We start from the raw sequence: 18,554 nt of genomic DNA, 5'->3' as shown, positions 1-18,554 counted from the left end.
TTTTCGAAAGCGCAAAAACGTGTACTCTATCCGTATCAAAGGAAAGGAATCCGCACGTCATGGGCCGCCGCGACAATTTGAAAATACTCACAACTGCCATTCTAGTGGTCCTACTTCTTTCATCGTTCATTTTCGCATTTATCTATAGAAACGAAATTTACCAAAAGCTCCAAACCATCGGAAAAAACAAAGATGTGGAGATGATGGACCGAGAAATTGCAAAATCTCCGGAAACAATCCCTCCTCCAAAAGATTCTCTCCGGGAAGGGGAAGGTCGGAATTCTTTGGAAGACCGCTCTAGCCTTCCGGAATTGCCAAGTTTAGAGGATATGGAACCGGATTCGGAACGACCAAGGTCTGTTTCTGTGTCTGGTGCCAAAACCAAAGAACCAAAAGATAGTGGGCAAAGACTCCAAGAGAAAATAGAAAAAGTCGAAGAACAAATCTCTCCCCAAGACAAAGAGAAAACTTCCTCTAAAACAAAAACAAATGACACAGACAATAAACAATCTGTCACTTCTAAAAAAGATACCATCATAGAAGAGACTGATTCATTTGCGGAACCTAAAAAAACGGTTTCTAAATCCAAAAAAGAAAACCGAGAAAAAGATTCTACCGTTGTCAGTTCCAAAACAAAATCAAAAAAATCATCCCTCAGTTCCAAACGAAAAACTCAAAGAACAGAACCGAGAGTTACGAGCGTTAGCAAAAAAACAACTTCCTCATCCAGTGGTCAAAATTCACAACTCGAAGTTCGCATGAAAGAAGTGGAACAAAAGTTGAATACCCAAAACGATCGAAATGAAAAACGATTTTTGGAAATCGAACGTAGAATTGATTCTTTAGAAAAAGCTTTAGCTAAGTAATCGTGGCTGATTACATCACGACTTACCAGTCCATCCAAAACGAAATCAAATCTGGTCGGGAGGAAAATCCTCCCACACTCATCGCTGTTTCCAAAACGAAACCATATGAAGTGATTCGAGAAGCATACTTACAGGGAATCCGTGAGTTTGGCGAAAACTACATTCCCGAAGCGATTGATAAGTTCACTCGGTTACGAGAAGAATTTCCAGAATCGGAATCCAGTGTGCATGTGCATCATATTGGTCCCGTGCAATCAGGAACCTTACGCAAGTTATTTGGTGTTTTTTCATATACTCATGGAGTAGGTTCCTTTTCTAGTCTCGCGGAATTATTAAAACGAGCGGAAAAAGAAAAAAAGACAATTCGTTATTTTTTACAAACAAATCTCACAGCTGAACAAACCAAACATGGTTTTAGTTTAGAAACCTTACGGGAAAAAAAAGAAATGTTACCAAGTTACCAAAATGAGTTCTGTTTTTGGGAAGGATTTATGGGAATGGGACCTTCTTCGGGAGATCTTTTAGAAACTAAGGAAGTGTTTACAAAACTCTCTCAGTTTCGTGACGAATATTTCCCAAACCAAAAACTCTCGATGGGTATGAGTGGGGATTATACTTTAGCCGTCACACTTGGATCAGATTATGTTCGGATAGGATCAAAAATATTTGGAGAAAGAGATTATGGCACACACTCCGTTTAAATCTGTTGGAATGGTTGGACTTGGAAAGATGGGGGGAGCGATGGCAAAAGCTCTCACTTCCCAAGGAACAAAGGTTTATGCTTTTGATCCCAATCTAAAAGTTTCTCCTATAGAGGGAGTCACACTTGTTTCTACGATTGATGCTTTAGAAAAAGAGGCGACTCTTTTTGTCATTGCGGTGAAGCCAGGACTTGTTGAACCAGTCTTAGGTGAGTTTCAAAAACCAGCTATTTTTGTCTCCATTGCGGCAGGGATATCGTATTCGCAACTCGTTCAGTCTAGTCCCAATACTTCCACTTGTGTCCGAGTGATGCCCAATTTGCCCCTTGTTTCCAATCGGGGAGCGTTGGGATATTATTGTGAAGACCAAGCCGTTACTCACGTAGAACGACTGTTATTTGGAATGGGGGAGTCGGTTCGCATCGGAAAAGAATCCCTGATGGATGCCGTCACTGGGCTTTCTGGTTCGGGACCTGCGTATGTGCTTACCTTTTTGCAAGCGATGGCAGAAGCTGGGTTACAAGAGGGTCTCAGTTATGAAGAAGCACTCGGTCTTGCGATGGAAACCATCGAAGGAACCCTTGTTTATTTTCGGGAACTGAAAGCCAAAGACAAAGCTCTTCATCCTATGGAAGTGAGAAACTGGGTGACTTCGCCAGGAGGAACAACGATCCACGGGCTTGATGCATTGGAGAGAGGTGGCTTTTCCACCGCAGTGCGTGATGCCGTTCGACGGGCAACAGAGAGAAGTAAGGAATTGGGAAAGGGATGATAACGGTTGCGCGGACAGGATTCGAACCTGTGGCCTTTGGGTTATGAGCCCAACGAGCTACCAGCTGCTCCACCGCGCGGTATACGACCATTGTTTTTAAGATTCGATTATTGTCAACACAATGAAAGAAGAAACTTTCAAATCTTTCCCTTTCCTGAAATTTATCGATTTCCGCCAAAATCTTACTTTACAGGCGTCAAATATAGCGAATGATTCCTATCTTATATAGAATTCTGGCGGTGCGTTTTGTCTTTTAAAGAAAACACTGATATCGTTTTTGAGCATTACGAAAAAAAAATCTACGACCAAAAACAACTACTGGAAATCTCCCGTGCATTAAACTCCACGTTAGACTATAAGTATTTAATTGATGCAATTCTTAACATCTGTTTGGCGCAGTTACAAACTCTTCATGCTGCCATGTATTTGGAACCTGAAATTGACTTAGGGATTTTCAAATTGGAACCTCAATCCATCAAAGGATTTGAGTTAAGCCCAGACGAACAAAACTACGAAATCAAAATCGATAGTCCTCTCATCCATTATTTTGAAGAAAAACCAAAAGCCATCACCATGGACCAAATCCTGCAGATGGAAATGTTAAACAAAATCCCTGATATTGTTTACCTACGTAAAATGGGAGCAGAAATCCTAGTCCCTCTGAATGCAAAGGGTAAGGTCAATGGATTACTTGTCCTTGGGGACAAAATGACTTCCGAAGAATTTTTGGAAGATGAAAAAGAATTTATGACAACCCTTGCCAACCTCGCAGGGATTGCTGTGGACAATGCAAGACTCTATGAACTTGCCACTGTGGATATGATGACGGGTCTAAAAATCCATCACTACTTCCAAACCAAACTGAAAGAAGAGATGGAACGTTGTCGTAAAAAAGGCACAAAATTATCCCTTCTTTTTACCGACGTGGACAAATTCAAAACATTCAATGATACCTATGGCCACCAAGCAGGGGACGTCGTACTCATTGAAGTTGCAAAACAACTCATTGGGAAAGCGCAGCGCCATCATATCCCTGCGCGTTATGGTGGGGAAGAGTTTTGTCTTGTGATGCCAGGTGCCACAGAAGAAGAAGCCATTGCCAAAGGCGAAGAAATTCGGAAAGCAGTAGAAGCGATGGTTGTGAAAAATCCGAATGATGATACTGACTTAAAAGTGACATTGTCCGTGGGGGTTTCGAGCTTTCGATCCACTGACCGCAATAACAAGGATCTCATCGAACGGGCAGATAAGGCTCTTTACCAAGCCAAACATTCTGGTCGAAACCGCACAATTTGTTATAAAGATTAGGAAATTTGCCGATGGGTAGAGTATGGCAGAACCTGCATACCTACTCAAAGACCTTTCACCTTCCGTTCCCTCGGATGTATATGAATCCATTCGAAACCGAGCTCTGGGTTTGTCTTCGTTTAATTTCCAACCTTACTCTTGTTTCATTGAATACAAATCCAAAGATGCCAATACTGGAATTGAATACAGAGATTGTACGGTAGATTATTCTAGATGCCCACACTCTCGTTGTATCAAAAAATTGGTTTAGTAATCCTATCCATCAGTGTTGGGATGTGTCTGCCAAACCCAACACGTAACGATGCTCTAAAAGATCCATCGCCGAGGGTTTCGCCTCCTTCCCATTCTTCTCAACCGTCCCAACGAGAATTTATTTTTCCGAGATCCCTTCCTCCTCACACCAAAATACAAGTGTTAGATACTGGAATTTCTTTATTGTTACTTGGATTTCAGTCCGGGGGAGAAACCTTTTCTTTTTTATGGGACACAGGTTCTGACATTAGTTTTTATGAAGGGAGTGATTCCTTATACGCGAAGGAATTTCAAATTGGTGAAAAAAAACTCACCATTCGACGGGGGGAAGGAATTTTACCGGATGGCATCCAAGGTTTACTTGGACTCGATGCTTTTCGCAGTTCTTGTGTGTTTTGGGATGGAAATCTCTTGTATTGGTTTTCGGGAGATTCCCCGTTTTGTGACCACCCCGATGCCTACCTTGGCACTGGATTAAAAATCCTTTCTACCAAACAAAAAGGCGAACATTCCTATGTTCAGTTTGAATACCCCAAATCCTTTTTGTCCTATGCCCATTTGGATACGGGAGCATCCCTGAGTCTTCTGCCAAAAGGAGAAAGAGATGAATTCCTGGGGGAAAAAAGAGTATTTCGGCCCGGCAATCGGATTCTTTCCCTCGACCACTGGCAAAGTAGAGAACCACTCACTCTCTTTGCCAAATCTGGATTTCGAGAAGAATACCAGAAGGTTCAATTTCTTACAGGAATTTCACTTGAGAATTTCGATTTATCGGGGGACAAGGATAAGGAAGAGGTTTGGGTGATCGGCCTTGGTGTTCTTCGGACTCGTCCTCTGTTTTGGGATTTTTCAAAGAAACGCATCGGGATCATCCACCAAGAGAACTAAGGTGAAAGAAAAAGAAAAAATCATAGTGGCGATGAGTGGTGGAGTCGACAGTGCAGTGGCGGCAGGACTTCTCATGGAAGCAGGTTACGATGTCATCGGTGTGAACCTTAGGACTTGGGAATATGAAGCTCCCGCCTGTGATACCACTAAAAAATCCTGTTGTTCCCCAGAAGATATCCGGGATGCCCGCGATGTAGGTCTTTCTTTAAACATTCCATTTTACGTAATTAAGATGGAAAAGGTATTTGGGGAACGAGTGATCGATCGTTTTATCAGCGACTACAAAGATGGACGAACTCCAAACCCTTGCGTAGAGTGTAACACCTTTGTGAAGTTTGGTGCTCTCTTCGAACAAGCCAAAAAATTAGGCATTGATAAAATTGCCACTGGCCATTATGCACGAGTCATCGAGGTAGACGGTCGTTATGCGATCCGTAATGCCGTAGATATGAAAAAAAATCAGGCGTACTATTTGTACGGTTTGTCGCAAGAGAATATTAAAAATACAGTTTTCCCTTTGGGAGAAATGGACAAATCCCAAGTGCGAGAAATCGCCAAACGTATGGGACTTCCTGTCGCTGAAAAACCCGAGTCACAAGAAATTTGTTTTATCCCTGAAAATGATTATAGGTCCTTCCTTAAAAAAAAGGGAATGGAATTTACCCCAGGATTTTTTAAATTAGCATCCGGCCAAATCATTGGCAAACATCAAGGAAAAGAAGGATTTACGATAGGCCAAAGGAAAGGACTTGGGATCGCTTGGAAAAATCCACTCTATGTTCTTTCCATTGAAGATGATGGAACTGTTGTTCTCGGCGAAGAAGAAGAAACCGTATCGGAATCTTTTGTATTAGAAGAGATTACTTACCAAGCATTAGCACCATTGCCAAAAGGACAATCTTTAGAAATGCGAGTTCAAATTCGCTACAGAAGTGCGCCTGTGCTTTGTAAGGTGACGTCTCTTGGTGATACTTGGAAAGTCGAATTTTTGGAAGATGTGAAAAGTGTCACACCAGGCCAGTCCGCAACTTTTTACTCAACAAACGGAGATTATTTGTTTGCAGGTGGAATCATCCAAAAAGGATCCATCACACGTAAAATCAAATCAAACGTAGAAGTTTCCAGGGAGAGTGTTCCCATTTGAAATCTGTCGAAGGAAAAACAATCCTCATCATTGGAGGAGGGTTGTTACAAGTTCCCATCATCCAAACGGCAAAAACGATGCGCCTTCATACCGTCGTGGCCGATATGAATCCCACTTCGATTGGTTTTCAAATCGCAGATGAAACCATCATCATGTCGACAAAGGACGTGGAAGGGATGGTGCGCGAGGCAAAGAAGTTTTCTCAAAAAACAACCATCCATGGTGTAATCACAGCTGGAACCGATGCGAGTATGACGGTGGCTGCCGTTGCCTCTGCGTTACAACTACCCGGGATTCGCTTTGTGGATGCAGAAGCTGCTTCCAATAAAGTAAAGATGCGAAAACGCCTAAAAGAATTTGGATTACCGATTCCTCGTTTTGCACCTGTTTGGTCCATGCAAGATGCAAAAGATGCTTTGGATGAGTTAACCTTTCCTCTTGTGATGAAACCTGCTGATAATATGGGGGCACGAGGTGTCATCAAAGTCACAAACCGTGATGATTTACAAGTGGCGTTTCGTCATGCCAAACGATTTTGTCCCACAGGCGAATTGATTTTAGAAGAATATATGGAAGGCCCAGAACTCTCCGTGGATGCCTTAGCATTCCAAGGGCAAATCCGAATGACGGGAATTGCGGACCGGATCATTGAAAGAGAACCTTATTTTATTGAAGTAGGGCATAACATGCCTTCGGCGATGCCAAAAGATGTTTTGGATGAAGTGGAACGAGTGATGGCAGGTGGGATGCGTGCCCTCGGGATCCATTTAGGTGCAGGGAAAGGGGATATCAAAGTCACAAAAGACGGAGTGAAAATAGGTGAGATTGCGGCAAGACTTTCAGGTGGGTTTATGTCAGCATTCACTTATCCATTGTCCACGGGTGTGAATCTAAATCGTGCTGCACTTCTCATCTCTCTTGGTGAAACTCCTGACAATTTGGAACCTGTAGTCAATCGAGTCTCGATAGAAAGATCCTTATTATCCAAACCTGGAAAACTGATCTCCATTCGCGGTGTAGAAGAGATCAAAAAAATTGAAGGTGTATCGGAAGTTTTCCTTCAGTCCAAACCTGGTGATATCATTAAAGAACCAACAAATAACATTGATAAGTCGGGTCATGTCATCATCGTTGCCAATACTTTACAGGATGCAGAACAAGTTTTTGAAAAAGTGAAAGAAACTATCCAATTTGAAGTGGATGAACAATTTTCGATCACTGAAAAAGAAATTGGAGACCAAGCTCGGATTCGATTTGGAAAAGATATCTGTTGGGTCTGTAAAGTATGTGATGGAAAAAATTGTGCGTCTGGCATTCCTGGAATGGGTGGGGTTGGCCTAATGGAGACCTTCCAAGACAATCATGAAGCCCTTGCTGAATTTAAAATCCTACCAGGTTATATCAGGGAACATGTAAGTCCTGAAATTCATACCCAGTTTTTGGGTTATGATTTAAAAACTCCCATCATGGCAGCACCTATGACTGGTGTGGGAACCAATATGAATTTTGTCATGACCGATGCTGATTATGCGCTTACGGTACTTCGTTCCTTTTCGCAAAATGGAAGTCTTGCATGGCTTGGAGATGGCGCCTCACAAGAAAAATACAAAATCATGTTAGAAGCTTTGAAAAAAGTTTCAGGAAAAGGAATCCTGATCTGCAAACCTAGAGAAGATGAATCCTTACTCCTAGAACGATTTTTACAAGCGGAAGCGGACGGAGTGTTTGCGATTGGAATGGACATTGATGCGGTAAATTTCAAAACCATGGTGCAAAAGAATTTATCTAGTGTCACAAGACCTCTCGAGAAACTCATAAAACTTCGGGAAAAAACAAAACTCCCCTTTATCTTAAAAGGAATTATGAATCCAGAAGATGCGAAATTAGCATTGGAAGGAGGATTTTCTGCCATTGTGGTATCAAACCATGGAGGTCGGGTACTCGATGGAATGCCTGGAACAGCAAGAGTCCTTTCCAAAATTGCAGAAGTTGTCAAAGGAAAAATTCCAGTCCTTGTGGATGGTGGAATTCGATCAGGAATGGATGTGTTCAAAATGATCGCCCTTGGTGCTGATGCAGTTCTTGTGGGAAGACCCGTTGCGATTTCCCTTGTGGGAGGAGAAGACGCAGGGATCCGGTTTCTTTTACAAAAATATTCGGAAGAACTAAAACAGTCCATGAGTGTGACTGGAGCGAAAACTTTAGTAGACATCAAGCGTTCTATGTTGCTTCATAAACAACACGGTTGAGTATGGATAAAGAAATCAAAGACCCTGAAGGTATTTTGAAGGTAATTACCGCTTTATTTGGAAAGTTACCTGCTTATATCGTAAACACCGACAAAGAATTCCCTGTCAAAATCATCGCCTTAAAAAACAAAGCCCTCATCATCAATACAAGTCTCAAATTTCCCAATCGAGACCGAGTTCTAACTGTTGTCCACAACGGTAGCAAATTTTTAGCACACTTCAATTTGGCTGGTGGAGATGGAAACGGAATTGAAATCCTAACACCTGTTAAAATTCAAATTACAGCGGCATCCCGACAAGGAACGAGGGTAGAAGCGAGCCAAATCCAAACTGGGATGGTGGTGACGAATATCATCAACGTGAATGATGTATCCAAGGCAATTGGTTTTGATGATAAAAAAGTGGACACAATTTTACTTGCTTACCGAACCAAACTTGCAAAGGCATTTCCCTTATCTTCCATCTTTTTTGCAGGAAGGATGGATAACCGCCTTCGTTTGATGCACCACTACGATAAGGATATCTTTATCGTTGACAGAAAAGAAAAAGCAACTGCTTCTCCCACCTTTTTCCCGTTTGATGAATACCTTCGTATTTTTGAAAATTCAAAAATACCTGACAATTATATCTCAGAAATTTGTGTCCCAATCAAATACAAGGGTTATGTACATTTAGGATACGTACAAGTGTTATCCGAAAAAACTTTAGATTTTGAAGTGTATAAACAAATTCAAACCTTTGCTAGTGCCGTTAGCCGAGATATCATCAGCACAGGTGTTTTCCAAGAATCACGTGACGTTTGTCAGGTGATGGATTTAAGTATGGGTGGTATCAGTTTCATTCATGCACCATCCCGTTCGTTTTCCCGTTCTGTCACGTTAAACGGAACGATCCTCTTTGATTTGAACTTGGATGCGAGTAAAAAAGTCACCATCCGTGGAATCATCAAAAACATCCGTAACCAAGAAACAAACTTCCGAGTGGGTTGTCAGTTCTACAACCTAACCGAAAAAGATACGGAAATTTTAGAAGGATTTTTAGATGTAGGCAAAGAAGAGGAAGAAACTCCGAAGCCAGAAGGAATGGAATCGCAAGAAGGACAGGAAGAAACTGTTGCCGAAGAGAACGGGGGAGCACAAGTCCAAACCAGTTCCGAGTCGGAAGAGAACATTCCTTCAGAGGAAACGTTAGATAGCTCAAACTTCGTGGATCCATTTGCCGACGCGCTAAGTGACAATTTTACTGACCCACCAGACGAACCGAAGTAGATGACGGGATATCAGTCGGTCATTCGTCCTCCCTATCTGGGAAAAACGGTGATCTCCTATCTTTCTGAAAAGTTTCCTTACCATAGTAGTATTGAGTGGGAGTTTTTGATTGCCGAGGGTAGAATCCGTGTTGATGGCCATTTGGTAAATGCCGATGAACAATTGTTTCTTGGTAATGTTTTAGAATACGAACCCATCCCTGGAAGAATCCAAGAACCAGAAGTAAACGAAGCCTTTACGATTTTGGAAGAAACAGACGAGTTCCTATTTGTAGACAAACCCGGGAATTTGCCGATGCACCCCGCAGGTCGTTATCGCACAAAAACCCTTCTTACCTTATTAGAGAAACAATATCCGAAAATCATCCCTGTGCATAGACTCGATAGGGAAACCTCAGGAATTGTGATTTTTGCGAAGACGGAAGAAAGTCGTAAGTGGCTTCAAAAAAAATTTGAATCTAGGCTTGTTTACAAAGAATACTTTGCCATGGTTCATGGTCGGTTTTCAAAAGAAGAAAATTTGATCGGATTTATAGGAAAGGACATCCATTCCGCCATTCGCAAAAAAATGGTATTTTCACATGACTCATTTCCCGAATCAAAATCCTGCCAAACTTTATTCATCCCAGTTGATTACAACGAAGTAGAAAACATCAGTTTAGTCCTTGTTCGGCCCACCACTGGCCGCATTCACCAAATCCGTGCTAGTTTGTTGTATTTGGGATTTCCAATCGTTGGTGATAAGATGTATGGAAAAAGGGAAACGATCTTTTTAGACTTTGTCAATTTTGGTATGACTGATTCCTTAAAGGAAGAATTGGGATTTGAAAGACAATTATTACATGCCTATAGCATCCGTTATATGGATGAAAGAAACAATCAAACCGTATTCATTAAAACCAATGTGTTTCCAGAAATGGAACTTTACTTCCCTAATTGGAAAAACTATGTCCCATAGATTTTAATAAAAATCCACCGTAAGAATCAACATTCCTCCGATCTTTTTAGAAAGATAGAGGAGGCTTTTGCAAAGGATGGCAGGAGCAGGCAGATTACTAAAGGATTCGGATAAAATTATATTTGGTGAATTTTGGACAGCAAAACAAAGACAGGGACATCCAATCCATCATACTGTTAGTTATAGAGCATCATTCAAACCAGAACTTCCCTCTTTTTTTATGAAGGAATTTCTAAAAAAGAAAAATAGGATCGTGTATGATCCGTTTGGCGGTCGTGGCACAACTGCGATCCAAGCCAATATTGAAGGTCACGCTGCCATTCACAATGACATCCATCCTCTTTCTATTTTTTTGGCGAGTGCAAGACAATATGTTCCTAAATTTTCTGATTTAGAAAAGAAGTTAAATTCTTTGGATTTGGAACAAGAAGTAGAAGAGGATCCTTTTGATAAAAACTTACTTCCTTTTTTTCACCCGAAGACTTTAAAAGAAATTAAAAACCTAAAAAAATATATGGCGATTGATGATTCGGTGGAGATGAAGTTTATTTCTCTAATCGCCTTGTCTCGGTTACATGGTCATAGCACTGGATTTTTTTCTGTTTATACGTTCCCACAATTGTCAATCCCACCGGAAGCACAGGCAAAAAACAATGCCAAAAAAGGGATTAACCCTGAGTATCGTCCCATCAAACCAAGAATTTTGCAAAAAATGATACGGGATTTGGCGATGCCAATCCCACCGTTTTATCACGAGTTTTCAAAAAACAATTTGTATTCACTGAATTCTGCCAATTCGGTTCCCAATGTGGCATCTGAATCGGTGGATTTGATTGTGACTTCACCTCCATTTTTAGACAAGGTGGATTACGAAGGAGACAATTGGTTACGACACTGGTTTTTAGATATTGAAAAATCAAAAGATCGTAAACTCAGTATTTTTAGTAATCTAAATGATTGGAATGAGTTCATTCGTTCAACACTGAAAGAATCAGCACGTGTATTAAAAAAAGGTGCTTATATGGTGATGGAAGTAGGGGAAGTGAAAAAAGGAAATTCGATCCTTTATTTGGATGAAGATGTAGTTCGTATGGCAGAAGGAACTGGTCTAGTTTGGAACAAAACCTATGTCCACACTCAAAGTTTTACAAAACTTTCGAATTGTTGGCAAGTTTCCAATAATGAAAAAGGCACAAATTCAAATCGTTGTGTAGTCCTTCGTAAGGTAAATTAAGTCTAATGAATATGGCACGATATTTAGTATTGTTCATTTTGTCTTCGGTCCTTGGATTTGGATTTTCCAGTTGTAATGAATCCAAAGAAATCCAAGCAGAAGAATCTTTACCTTCTCATCCGATTGAAGTGACGATTAAAAACAAATCTCTTGGTAAGTATGAGATGGAATTGTATTTACCAAAAGATTATGGATTCCAAATCGAAGCACCTCATCGTATTTTTTTGTCTGGAACAGAAGGATTAAAAGTTACGAGTGCAGATTTAAAACTTACAGGGCCAACTCACCCGAAAAAACCAGAATACTTTGAGTATGTAAAACCCTTAACCTTCCAAGTGGAAGGAAAAGGGAAACTTTTGATGGAAGCAAAGTTATTTTATTGTAACTTTGTGAAGAATATTTGTATTCCTGCAAAGGTAAGCCAAACCTTCCCAATTTAATTCTTTCGAATGGAATCGGTTCTTGATTCAGAGTTCGGATAACCGAATCACTCTAAATCTTTTGTAACAAGGCGTTTTAAGTTGGATCTTTGGATCTGGTAAAGAAAAAAATACCGACCACCAACAGAAACGTTTTTGTTCACGATTTTCCCTTCTTTTGAAATCTCTCTCAGTTCTTTTTTCCCTTTGTCTGAAAGAATAGGAATGGTGTAGGTTTTTAATAAGTTGAGTGCTTTTTGTTCGGCAATTGACTTGGCTTCTTCTTCTCTTTCCTTTTCAGTCGGAAGGACACTTGAGATCGCCACTTGGAATAAACTATCAGTTAAAAATCCTTCTTTTGCTTTTGTAAATTCGATCACAAGTGGAGACTCTTCTAGTTTTGTTTCCACCGTTTCTTTGACTTCCGTTGTTTCTTTGATTTCTTTTATTTCTTTGGACTTGCAATGATAAAAAGAGAAGGAGAGCAAAATGCATAATATGGCGGTAGTTAGGTGTTTGTTCATCTATTGTTTCCTAGGTTCAGAGATCGGTGTATTCTCCACACGTTCCATTAATTTAGGTTGGATATTGCGGAATAGGAAAGCACATTTTGTTTTATCTGAGTAATCTTCTTTATACAAATATAAACTGTCGAAAAACCAGGCAAAATTGTGGAGATTTTCACTATCGTTCTCTATTTGTTTTTGGGGATTCCCCCTAACGTTGTCTAGGTTCTGTTGGGATGTGGAACTTTGATTTTGTCCACTTGTTTGTAAGTTTGGATCTTGGCCTTGTGTGGTTTGCGGACTGGAACTTGTTGTTGTCGTAGAGGAAGAGGTGGTTGTTCCTGTTCCCGTCACACCCATCACTTGCGGAGCATTGGTGACAAGACGTGTTTGACGATCTTTCCCTTCCAATGACTTTGCATAAGAATTGATTCCTTCCCCAAACCTATGTTTTTGTCTTTGGATTTTGACAAGGTAAGGTAAAGAGATCGTTTCTCTTTCCTTGAAGGCTCTCTGTTTGCAATCCTCTCTTTTTTCCTTCCCCGGAATTTCGCGGTAGGTCATGGGAATTTCCACTTTGATTTGAAAGAATTCACGAGAGATAAAGCCTTCATCCGTTTCATTTTGTAAGGCGCGTTCCACATAATTGGGATCTGCGATGGTGAATAGGCGGCAGGAACAAAAGAGAGTTAAAATTAGAAGTTTACGAACCATTTCCAACTTCAAGACTAGTAGATGATGTCGAAATTACGAATCTTTTTCCTTTGTTTCACGCTACAATTTTTACCCCTATTCTCAGAAGACGCTTTTTTTGGAACGTCTGAGTCCCAATTCCGCGAAAAAATCAAAACCATCCAATTGGAAAATGGACTGACCGTCGTGATGATGAAACGTGGCACTTCTCCCACAGTCGCACTTTATATTAAATTTTTAGTGGGAGCTGTGGACGAAACTCCTGAGGAAGCGGGGACAGCCCATCTTTTGGAACATATGTTATTCAAAGGTACCAAATCCGTTGGTACAACGGATTTCCATAAGGAAGAAAAATACCAAAAACAAATCGAAGTTTGGGGAACTGAACTGGATGATTTGAAATTAAAACGAAGAGAATACCAAACCAGAGGGGAAACAGTTCCCAAATCTTTGGAAGAAGAAATTGAAACCTTAAATCGTCTTTTGAAAAACTTAATCCAATTACAAGATGAGTTTATCGTTAAAAACGAAGATTCTTATATGTATGAACAAAATGGGGAAATGGGATTTAATGCATACACTTCGCAAGACGTAACCAATTACCAAATCCAACTTCCTAACAATCGAATTGAAATTTGGGCAAAAATAGAATCCGACCGTTTGAAGAATCCCATTTTACGTGAGTATTATACAGAAAGAGATGTGGTCATTGAAGAACGAAGGATGCGAACTGATGACGTCGGTGGTGCTGTGTTACGCGAAAAGTTTTTTTCAACAGCCTTTGAAAGCCATCCTTATCGAAAACCTGTCATTGGGTATTCCGCCCAAATTCCCTATTTGAAAATTGAAGAAACAAAAGCTTTTTTTGAAAGGCATTATACACCAAATCGAATGGTGATCTCTGTTGTAGGTCAATTTGATTTCGCAGAAACGGAAGGCATCATTCGTAAGTATTTTTCTGATTTAAAACCTGGAAAACCAAGACCACCTTATAAAATTGAAGAAAAATCCTTCCCAGGGGAAAAACGATTTAAGGTCCTCCATCCATCAGCAAGTCAGATGATGATGGGTTTTATCAAACCTCCTTATCCCCATAAAGACAATTCTACATTTGATGTATTATCCAATGTTTTGACTTCGGGTACTGGATCACGTCTCTACAAACGATTGGTTTTAGAGGAAAAATTGGTTTTGAATATTGGATCTGGGAATGGTTATCCTGGGGAACGTTACAAAAATTATTTTGTGTTTTTTATCAGTCCTAATGAAGGTGTGGACCCAAAAAAAATTGAATCCATCATTTGGGAAGAGATCGATCGGATAGGAGAACAAGGCATTGCAAACGATGAATTGGAAAAGGTGAAAAACCAAATGGTCTCCGATTTTATGAAAACATTGGATCAAAATGGAGCCATTGCTGATTTATTAAGTTACTATCAATTGTTATACGGTGATTGGGGGAGTTTATTTAGCCAATACCAAACCATTATGAATACTTCAAGTAGTGATATCCAGTCTCTCATTCCTAAATACCTCACAAAGGATTTAGTTGTCATTGGTGTACTCGAGGACGTAAGGAAAAAATAATCATGAAACGCTTTTTAATTTTAATCCTCTTTTTATACTTAAATCCATTATTTTCACGAGAAATGGGTGAATTTGTAAAGGACATCCAATTTGCACCTTTGGAATTTGAAGTTCCTAATATTTCTTCTACTACAAATGGGAGTGGAGTTGAGATCTTTTCATTAAAAAATGCAGAGTTCCCCATTGTATATGCAGATATCCTAATTTACCATGGCAAAAAGAATTTAGGAAAACGTCCTATCGAAATTGCGAGGTTATTGGAAGATAGTTGGGAATTCTCTGGTTCCAAAAGTTACCCTAAAGAAAAGTTTTTAGAAACTTTGGAATTTTATGGGGCAAGTTTTTCAGTCTCAGTAGACTATGAAAAAACCATTTTTACCATTGCTTATTTAAAGAAAACCGAATCGACCATTTTGCCTCTACTCAAATCGTTTTTTGAAAAACCAAATTTAGAAGAAGGCCTTGTTTCCATCACGAAAGGAAAACTGATCGAAGAAATCAATCGTCGTAACGACAATACCACTTCCCTTGCCAAAAGAAAAATAAGAGAAGCCATGTTCCAAGGAACGATTGTTGGTTCCTCCATGACCAAATCCAATTTGGATCGTATCCAAATGGACGAACTTTTGGGTTTCCAAAAAGAAATCCTCTCTGCACCCAAAAGGCGATTACTCATTACGGGGGATTATGATTTAAAATCTTGGGAATCTTTTTTTCCCAATTTAGAAAAAACGAATCCTAATTCAATCGAAGTGATCACACCAGTGACATTGAGTGCCAATGTATCCAAAGAAGGAAAACGAATCCGACTTGTGGAAAAAGATGTCTCACAATCCTACATTGCTTTAGCTGGGGTATTACCGGAACACAACCATCCTGATTTTTATGCCATTCAGGTGTTAAACTATATCATTGGTGGTGGAGGGTTTAACTCGTATTACATGAGGGAAATTCGGAATAACAGAGGTTTGGCATATTCAGCTGGAAGTTTTACAGAATTCCAAGAAACCTATGGTATGATCACTTTTTTCGCCATGACAAAGTCTGAATCTGCCAAAGAAGTTTTGGATCTGATGAAGGAACTCATCCAACCCAAACTCATCGATTCATTAAAAGAAGATGAATTGATACGAGCAAAAAATGCCATCATCAATAACTTTGTTTTCCAATTTGAAGATGATAAACGTACACTTGCCAGTGAAGTGAGAAGGCGTGATCATAAAATGCCAGAAGGTTACTTACAAAACTTTCGTAAAGAAATTGAAAAAGTAACCCTTGCTGATTTGAAACGAGTGGGTAATCTTTATTTCCAATCTGACAAAATGATCACAACGATTGTAGGTCCCAAATCAATGATGGGTTTTTGGAAAGGTTCTGTATCTCTCGTCCAACCGGAAGATTGATGGTAACAGCAAGTTTCGAATATAAGGGAACCAAATTTGAAGGGATCTCCGAAGGTGGGATCCGCACTTCGATCATTTGTCCTTCCCTTGACTTTATGTTTGATTTTGGATTTATCAATCCTGACAAAATTCACATTGGCAAAATCCTTTTGTCGCACGCACACCTGGATCATTCTTGTGGGATTCCTTATTACGTTTCGCAAAGAAGTCTTCGAAAACTTCCTATTCCCAAAATTTACGTACCCAAGGCTCTTGAACCCAAACTTTCCCAAATTTTAAAACTCTATTCTGAAATTGAAGACTTTGATTATGAATGTGAACTGATTGGGTTATCACACGGAGACCGAGTGGAATTAAAACCGGGGTATTTTTTTAAACCCTTACCAAGTTTCCATCGAGTGCCTTCTCAAGGTTATACGGTTTACGAAACCAAACGTAAGTTGAAAAAAGAATTTTCTTCCCTTTCCTCCGATGAAATTCGAAAATCCAAAGAGAATGGCATCGATCCAACAGAAGAAATATCATCTCCTTTGGTTTCCTTTTCTGGGGATTCCAAAATTGAATATGTATTAGAAAATGAAGATGTACGAAAGAGTAAAATTCTCTTTATGGAATGCACGTATTATTGTGACAAACGGGATGTCAGCCGGGCAAGGGAATGGGGTCATACCCATTTTGATGAAATTGTTGAACATGCCTCTGCGTTTGAAAACGAGGCCATTGTCCTCATTCATCCTTCCAAACGTTACAGTTATCGTGAGTTAAACGATTTACTCCGTAAAAAAGTGCCAAACAGTTTAAAAGATCGTATCTCTTTGTTTTTACCACCAAAAACATGAAACCAAGACCAAGCATTTATATCGAAGGATTAGAACCTTTCATTGATTCTGAGCTCGTATACAAACCGAATTCTGTTTTTTCTGAAATGGAAACCTATGCCAAAGAAAAAAATATCCCCATTGTCTCAGCGGCAACAGGAGCTGTGCTTTCGCAGTTAGTCTCATTTCTCAAACCAAAAACCATTTTGGAATTAGGGACAGGACTTGGTTACTCCACACTCTGGATGGTTCTTGGATCGAAGTCTTCGAAGATCACTACCGTAGACCGACACGAGGAACAGGCAAAAGCTTTGGAATCATATGCCAAAAAAATGAAGCTGGAGAGCCAAATGGATGTTACTCGGGTGACAGGTTCTGTTTTGGAATATTTGGAAGAGGATCGTTTGTGGAAGGATATCGATTTTTTCTTTGTGGACTGCGACAAAATTACGTATCCCACCATCTTTCGCACCCTTTGGCCAAAGATCAAACCAGGGGCTTGTATCGTGTATGATAATGTACTTTGGCATGGGCGAGTTCTACAACCAGATCCGAAAAAACCATCCGATATGGCGGTGATGGAACTTTGGAATGAGGTGAAATCCCAAGTTTCGGAATATACCTTGTTTCCCATGGGTGATGGATTACTCTTTTTTCGGAAGTAGAAAAAATAGTAGTCAAACCTAGTTCTTTTCGTGTATTCTGCTCCTTGGTTTAAGGAGAAACGTTTCGTGTTAAAAAAAAGTTTTTTGATTCTTTCCATTTGTTGTTTTAGCTTTTCTTTGAGTGCACAAGAGTCTGGTGCTCCCGAAAAAGGAAAGGAATCCTATGAGGAATTAGACAAATTGGACCAAGGTACCAATTTAGAACGCAAACAATATAAAAACATTTCCGAAAACAACAAAGATCGTGTGATCAATTCGATCAAATTGTTAACCATTGTTACAGCTAATTTTGGAGAAGAAGTTTCCGATTCCAAAACAGCATTAGAAAAAATCAAAAAAGACTACCAAGTGGTGTTACGATACTACTACCGAAGAGCATACATAGCCTCTGGAAAAGCGATGGTTGCTTTAGAAAAAGACATCAATGCACTCCTTGGAAAATTTGCAAAAAATTACGACTCCAAAACACAAAACTTACTCGCTGAGTGTGCGGACACAATTACATCACAAGAACAAGCACAACTCATAGACACATCCACAGAAGGTATGAAACCAGTAGTTCCGTATCGGGAAATTGCAGAAGCACAACAAAAATTACGAATTGCTTACGGCCAGTTAGGTCTTGCAACAGATATGACACGTGATGACCGTTACTACGATGCCATCGTACATTACCGTATTGCCAAAGACTATGGAATCAAAATTCTAACCGATTTCAAAGAACAAGACGCTGACAAAAAGGTGATCACCGACAAATATGCTAAAGATCTAGTGGACAACAAAAACCAAATCGTTAGCCAAAACACAAAATAACGTTTTTAAAC

The 18,554-nt window shown here is 39.9% G+C and carries 19 protein-coding genes and 1 tRNA gene; 17 read left to right on the top strand and 3 right to left on the bottom strand.

Annotated elements, in window-relative coordinates; translation table 11 throughout:
• Positions 1 to 59 precede the first annotated feature (59 nt).
• Genes EHQ59_RS15335 through proC form a run of 3 tightly spaced genes read left to right on the top strand, consistent with a single transcriptional unit; the run spans position 60 to position 2,339 of the window.
• Positions 60 to 866 carry a hypothetical protein gene (locus EHQ59_RS15335; RefSeq protein ID WP_135620526.1) on the top strand — a complete coding sequence of 269 codons (807 nt, stop codon included), beginning with the start codon at positions 60 to 62 and terminating at the stop codon, positions 864 to 866.
• Between the two features lie 2 nt (positions 867 to 868).
• The gene (locus EHQ59_RS15330) at positions 869 to 1,567 is read left to right on the top strand and encodes a YggS family pyridoxal phosphate-dependent enzyme (protein WP_135620524.1); all 699 of its coding nucleotides are present in this window, start codon (positions 869 to 871) and stop codon (positions 1,565 to 1,567) included.
• Positions 1,548 to 2,339, top strand: a complete 792-nt coding sequence (gene proC, locus EHQ59_RS15325) for a pyrroline-5-carboxylate reductase (RefSeq protein WP_135620522.1) — start codon at positions 1,548 to 1,550, stop codon at positions 2,337 to 2,339. Before EHQ59_RS15330 ends, proC begins: the two co-directional genes overlap by 20 nt.
• Positions 2,340 to 2,345: 6 nt before the next feature.
• Here proC and EHQ59_RS15320 read toward each other — a convergent pair.
• Positions 2,346 to 2,418, bottom strand: a tRNA-Met gene (locus tag EHQ59_RS15320).
• A gap of 167 nt (positions 2,419 to 2,585) precedes the next feature.
• Between EHQ59_RS15320 and EHQ59_RS15315 the strand changes: the two genes are divergently transcribed.
• From EHQ59_RS15315 to mpl17, 9 genes are all read left to right on the top strand, one after another.
• Positions 2,586 to 3,647, top strand: a complete 1,062-nt coding sequence (locus EHQ59_RS15315; RefSeq protein WP_135620520.1) for a sensor domain-containing diguanylate cyclase — start codon at positions 2,586 to 2,588, stop codon at positions 3,645 to 3,647.
• 22 nt (positions 3,648 to 3,669) lie between these two features.
• On the top strand, positions 3,670 to 3,897 hold the full coding sequence (locus EHQ59_RS15310) for a hypothetical protein (RefSeq protein ID WP_015678884.1): 228 nt from the start codon (positions 3,670 to 3,672) through the stop codon (positions 3,895 to 3,897).
• The gene (locus EHQ59_RS15305) at positions 3,861 to 4,787 is read left to right on the top strand and encodes a hypothetical protein (RefSeq protein ID WP_135620518.1); all 927 of its coding nucleotides are present in this window, start codon (positions 3,861 to 3,863) and stop codon (positions 4,785 to 4,787) included. The genes EHQ59_RS15310 and EHQ59_RS15305 overlap by 37 nt, the downstream gene beginning before the upstream one ends.
• Before the next feature lies 1 nt (position 4,788).
• On the top strand, positions 4,789 to 5,931 hold the full coding sequence (gene mnmA / locus EHQ59_RS15300; protein WP_135620516.1) for a tRNA 2-thiouridine(34) synthase MnmA: 1,143 nt from the start codon (positions 4,789 to 4,791) through the stop codon (positions 5,929 to 5,931).
• Entirely contained in the window at positions 5,928 to 8,180 is a 2,253-nt protein-coding gene (locus EHQ59_RS15295) for an alpha-hydroxy-acid oxidizing protein (RefSeq protein ID WP_135620514.1), read from the top strand. The genes mnmA and EHQ59_RS15295 overlap by 4 nt, the downstream gene beginning before the upstream one ends.
• Positions 8,181 to 8,182: 2 nt before the next feature.
• Positions 8,183 to 9,448, top strand: coding sequence for a PilZ domain-containing protein (locus tag EHQ59_RS15290; RefSeq protein ID WP_135620512.1), 1,266 nt, complete (start codon positions 8,183 to 8,185; stop codon positions 9,446 to 9,448).
• Complete coding sequence (locus EHQ59_RS15285; protein ID WP_135620510.1) at positions 9,449 to 10,405, top strand: RluA family pseudouridine synthase; 957 nt, start codon at positions 9,449 to 9,451, stop codon at positions 10,403 to 10,405.
• Between the two features lie 76 nt (positions 10,406 to 10,481).
• Positions 10,482 to 11,639, top strand: a complete 1,158-nt coding sequence (locus tag EHQ59_RS15280; protein ID WP_135620676.1) for a DNA methyltransferase — start codon at positions 10,482 to 10,484, stop codon at positions 11,637 to 11,639.
• A gap of 11 nt (positions 11,640 to 11,650) precedes the next feature.
• Positions 11,651 to 12,079, top strand: coding sequence for a cell surface protein MPL17 (gene mpl17, locus EHQ59_RS15275; protein WP_135620508.1), 429 nt, complete (start codon positions 11,651 to 11,653; stop codon positions 12,077 to 12,079).
• 47 nt (positions 12,080 to 12,126) lie between these two features.
• On the opposite strand, the gene EHQ59_RS15270 is transcribed toward mpl17, so the two are convergent.
• Together EHQ59_RS15270 and EHQ59_RS15265 are read right to left on the bottom strand one after the other, a co-directional pair.
• Positions 12,127 to 12,582 carry a lipoprotein gene (locus EHQ59_RS15270; RefSeq protein WP_135620506.1) on the bottom strand — a complete coding sequence of 152 codons (456 nt, stop codon included), beginning with the start codon at positions 12,580 to 12,582 and terminating at the stop codon, positions 12,127 to 12,129.
• Positions 12,583 to 13,278 (bottom strand): hypothetical protein, encoded by a 696-nt coding sequence (locus EHQ59_RS15265; protein WP_135620504.1) that lies wholly within the window; start codon positions 13,276 to 13,278, stop codon positions 12,583 to 12,585. It abuts the gene before it with no gap.
• 21 nt (positions 13,279 to 13,299) lie between these two features.
• On the opposite strand from EHQ59_RS15265, the gene EHQ59_RS15260 reads away from it, so the two are divergent.
• The 5 genes from EHQ59_RS15260 to EHQ59_RS15240 all read left to right on the top strand — a co-directional run bounded on the left by EHQ59_RS15260 (position 13,300) and on the right by EHQ59_RS15240 (position 18,543).
• Entirely contained in the window at positions 13,300 to 14,844 is a 1,545-nt protein-coding gene (locus EHQ59_RS15260; RefSeq protein WP_135620502.1) for a M16 family metallopeptidase, read from the top strand.
• Positions 14,845 to 14,846: 2 nt separating this feature from the next.
• Positions 14,847 to 16,247: a M16 family metallopeptidase gene (locus EHQ59_RS15255; protein WP_135620500.1), complete on the top strand. Its 1,401-nt coding sequence runs from the start codon at positions 14,847 to 14,849 to the stop codon at positions 16,245 to 16,247.
• Entirely contained in the window at positions 16,247 to 17,086 is an 840-nt protein-coding gene (locus tag EHQ59_RS15250) for an MBL fold metallo-hydrolase (RefSeq protein WP_135620499.1), read from the top strand. The genes EHQ59_RS15255 and EHQ59_RS15250 overlap by 1 nt, the downstream gene beginning before the upstream one ends.
• The gene (locus EHQ59_RS15245) at positions 17,083 to 17,730 is read left to right on the top strand and encodes an O-methyltransferase (RefSeq protein ID WP_135620497.1); all 648 of its coding nucleotides are present in this window, start codon (positions 17,083 to 17,085) and stop codon (positions 17,728 to 17,730) included. The genes EHQ59_RS15250 and EHQ59_RS15245 overlap by 4 nt, the downstream gene beginning before the upstream one ends.
• 66 nt (positions 17,731 to 17,796) lie before the next feature.
• Positions 17,797 to 18,543, top strand: a complete 747-nt coding sequence (locus EHQ59_RS15240) for a hypothetical protein (RefSeq protein ID WP_135620495.1) — start codon at positions 17,797 to 17,799, stop codon at positions 18,541 to 18,543.
• The last annotated feature ends 11 nt before the right edge of the window (positions 18,544 to 18,554 follow it).

It is taken from the genome of Leptospira kemamanensis (genome assembly GCF_004769665.1).
Taxonomy (GTDB): domain Bacteria; phylum Spirochaetota; class Leptospiria; order Leptospirales; family Leptospiraceae; genus Leptospira_A; species Leptospira_A kemamanensis.
The sequence above is the reverse complement of the archived record's forward strand: the minus strand, read 5'-3'. Positions and strand labels throughout refer to the sequence as shown.

Coding starts and splice junctions, on each gene's coding strand:
- EHQ59_RS15335 (WP_135620526.1), top strand. CDS start 60: ATGGGCCGCCGCGACAATTTGAAAATACTCACAACTGCCATTCTAGTG.
- proC (WP_135620522.1), top strand. CDS start 1,548: ATGGCACACACTCCGTTTAAATCTGTTGGAATGGTTGGACTTGGAAAG.
- EHQ59_RS15310 (WP_015678884.1), top strand. CDS start 3,670: ATGGCAGAACCTGCATACCTACTCAAAGACCTTTCACCTTCCGTTCCC.
- EHQ59_RS15305 (WP_135620518.1), top strand. CDS start 3,861: ATGCCCACACTCTCGTTGTATCAAAAAATTGGTTTAGTAATCCTATCC.
- EHQ59_RS15290 (WP_135620512.1), top strand. CDS start 8,183: ATGGATAAAGAAATCAAAGACCCTGAAGGTATTTTGAAGGTAATTACC.
- EHQ59_RS15285 (WP_135620510.1), top strand. CDS start 9,449: ATGACGGGATATCAGTCGGTCATTCGTCCTCCCTATCTGGGAAAAACG.
- EHQ59_RS15280 (WP_135620676.1), top strand. CDS start 10,482: ATGGCAGGAGCAGGCAGATTACTAAAGGATTCGGATAAAATTATATTT.
- mpl17 (WP_135620508.1), top strand. CDS start 11,651: ATGGCACGATATTTAGTATTGTTCATTTTGTCTTCGGTCCTTGGATTT.
- EHQ59_RS15270 (WP_135620506.1), bottom strand. CDS start 12,582: ATGAACAAACACCTAACTACCGCCATATTATGCATTTTGCTCTCCTTC.
- EHQ59_RS15265 (WP_135620504.1), bottom strand. CDS start 13,278: ATGGTTCGTAAACTTCTAATTTTAACTCTCTTTTGTTCCTGCCGCCTA.
- EHQ59_RS15260 (WP_135620502.1), top strand. CDS start 13,300: ATGATGTCGAAATTACGAATCTTTTTCCTTTGTTTCACGCTACAATTT.
- EHQ59_RS15255 (WP_135620500.1), top strand. CDS start 14,847: ATGAAACGCTTTTTAATTTTAATCCTCTTTTTATACTTAAATCCATTA.
- EHQ59_RS15250 (WP_135620499.1), top strand. CDS start 16,247: ATGGTAACAGCAAGTTTCGAATATAAGGGAACCAAATTTGAAGGGATC.
- EHQ59_RS15245 (WP_135620497.1), top strand. CDS start 17,083: ATGAAACCAAGACCAAGCATTTATATCGAAGGATTAGAACCTTTCATT.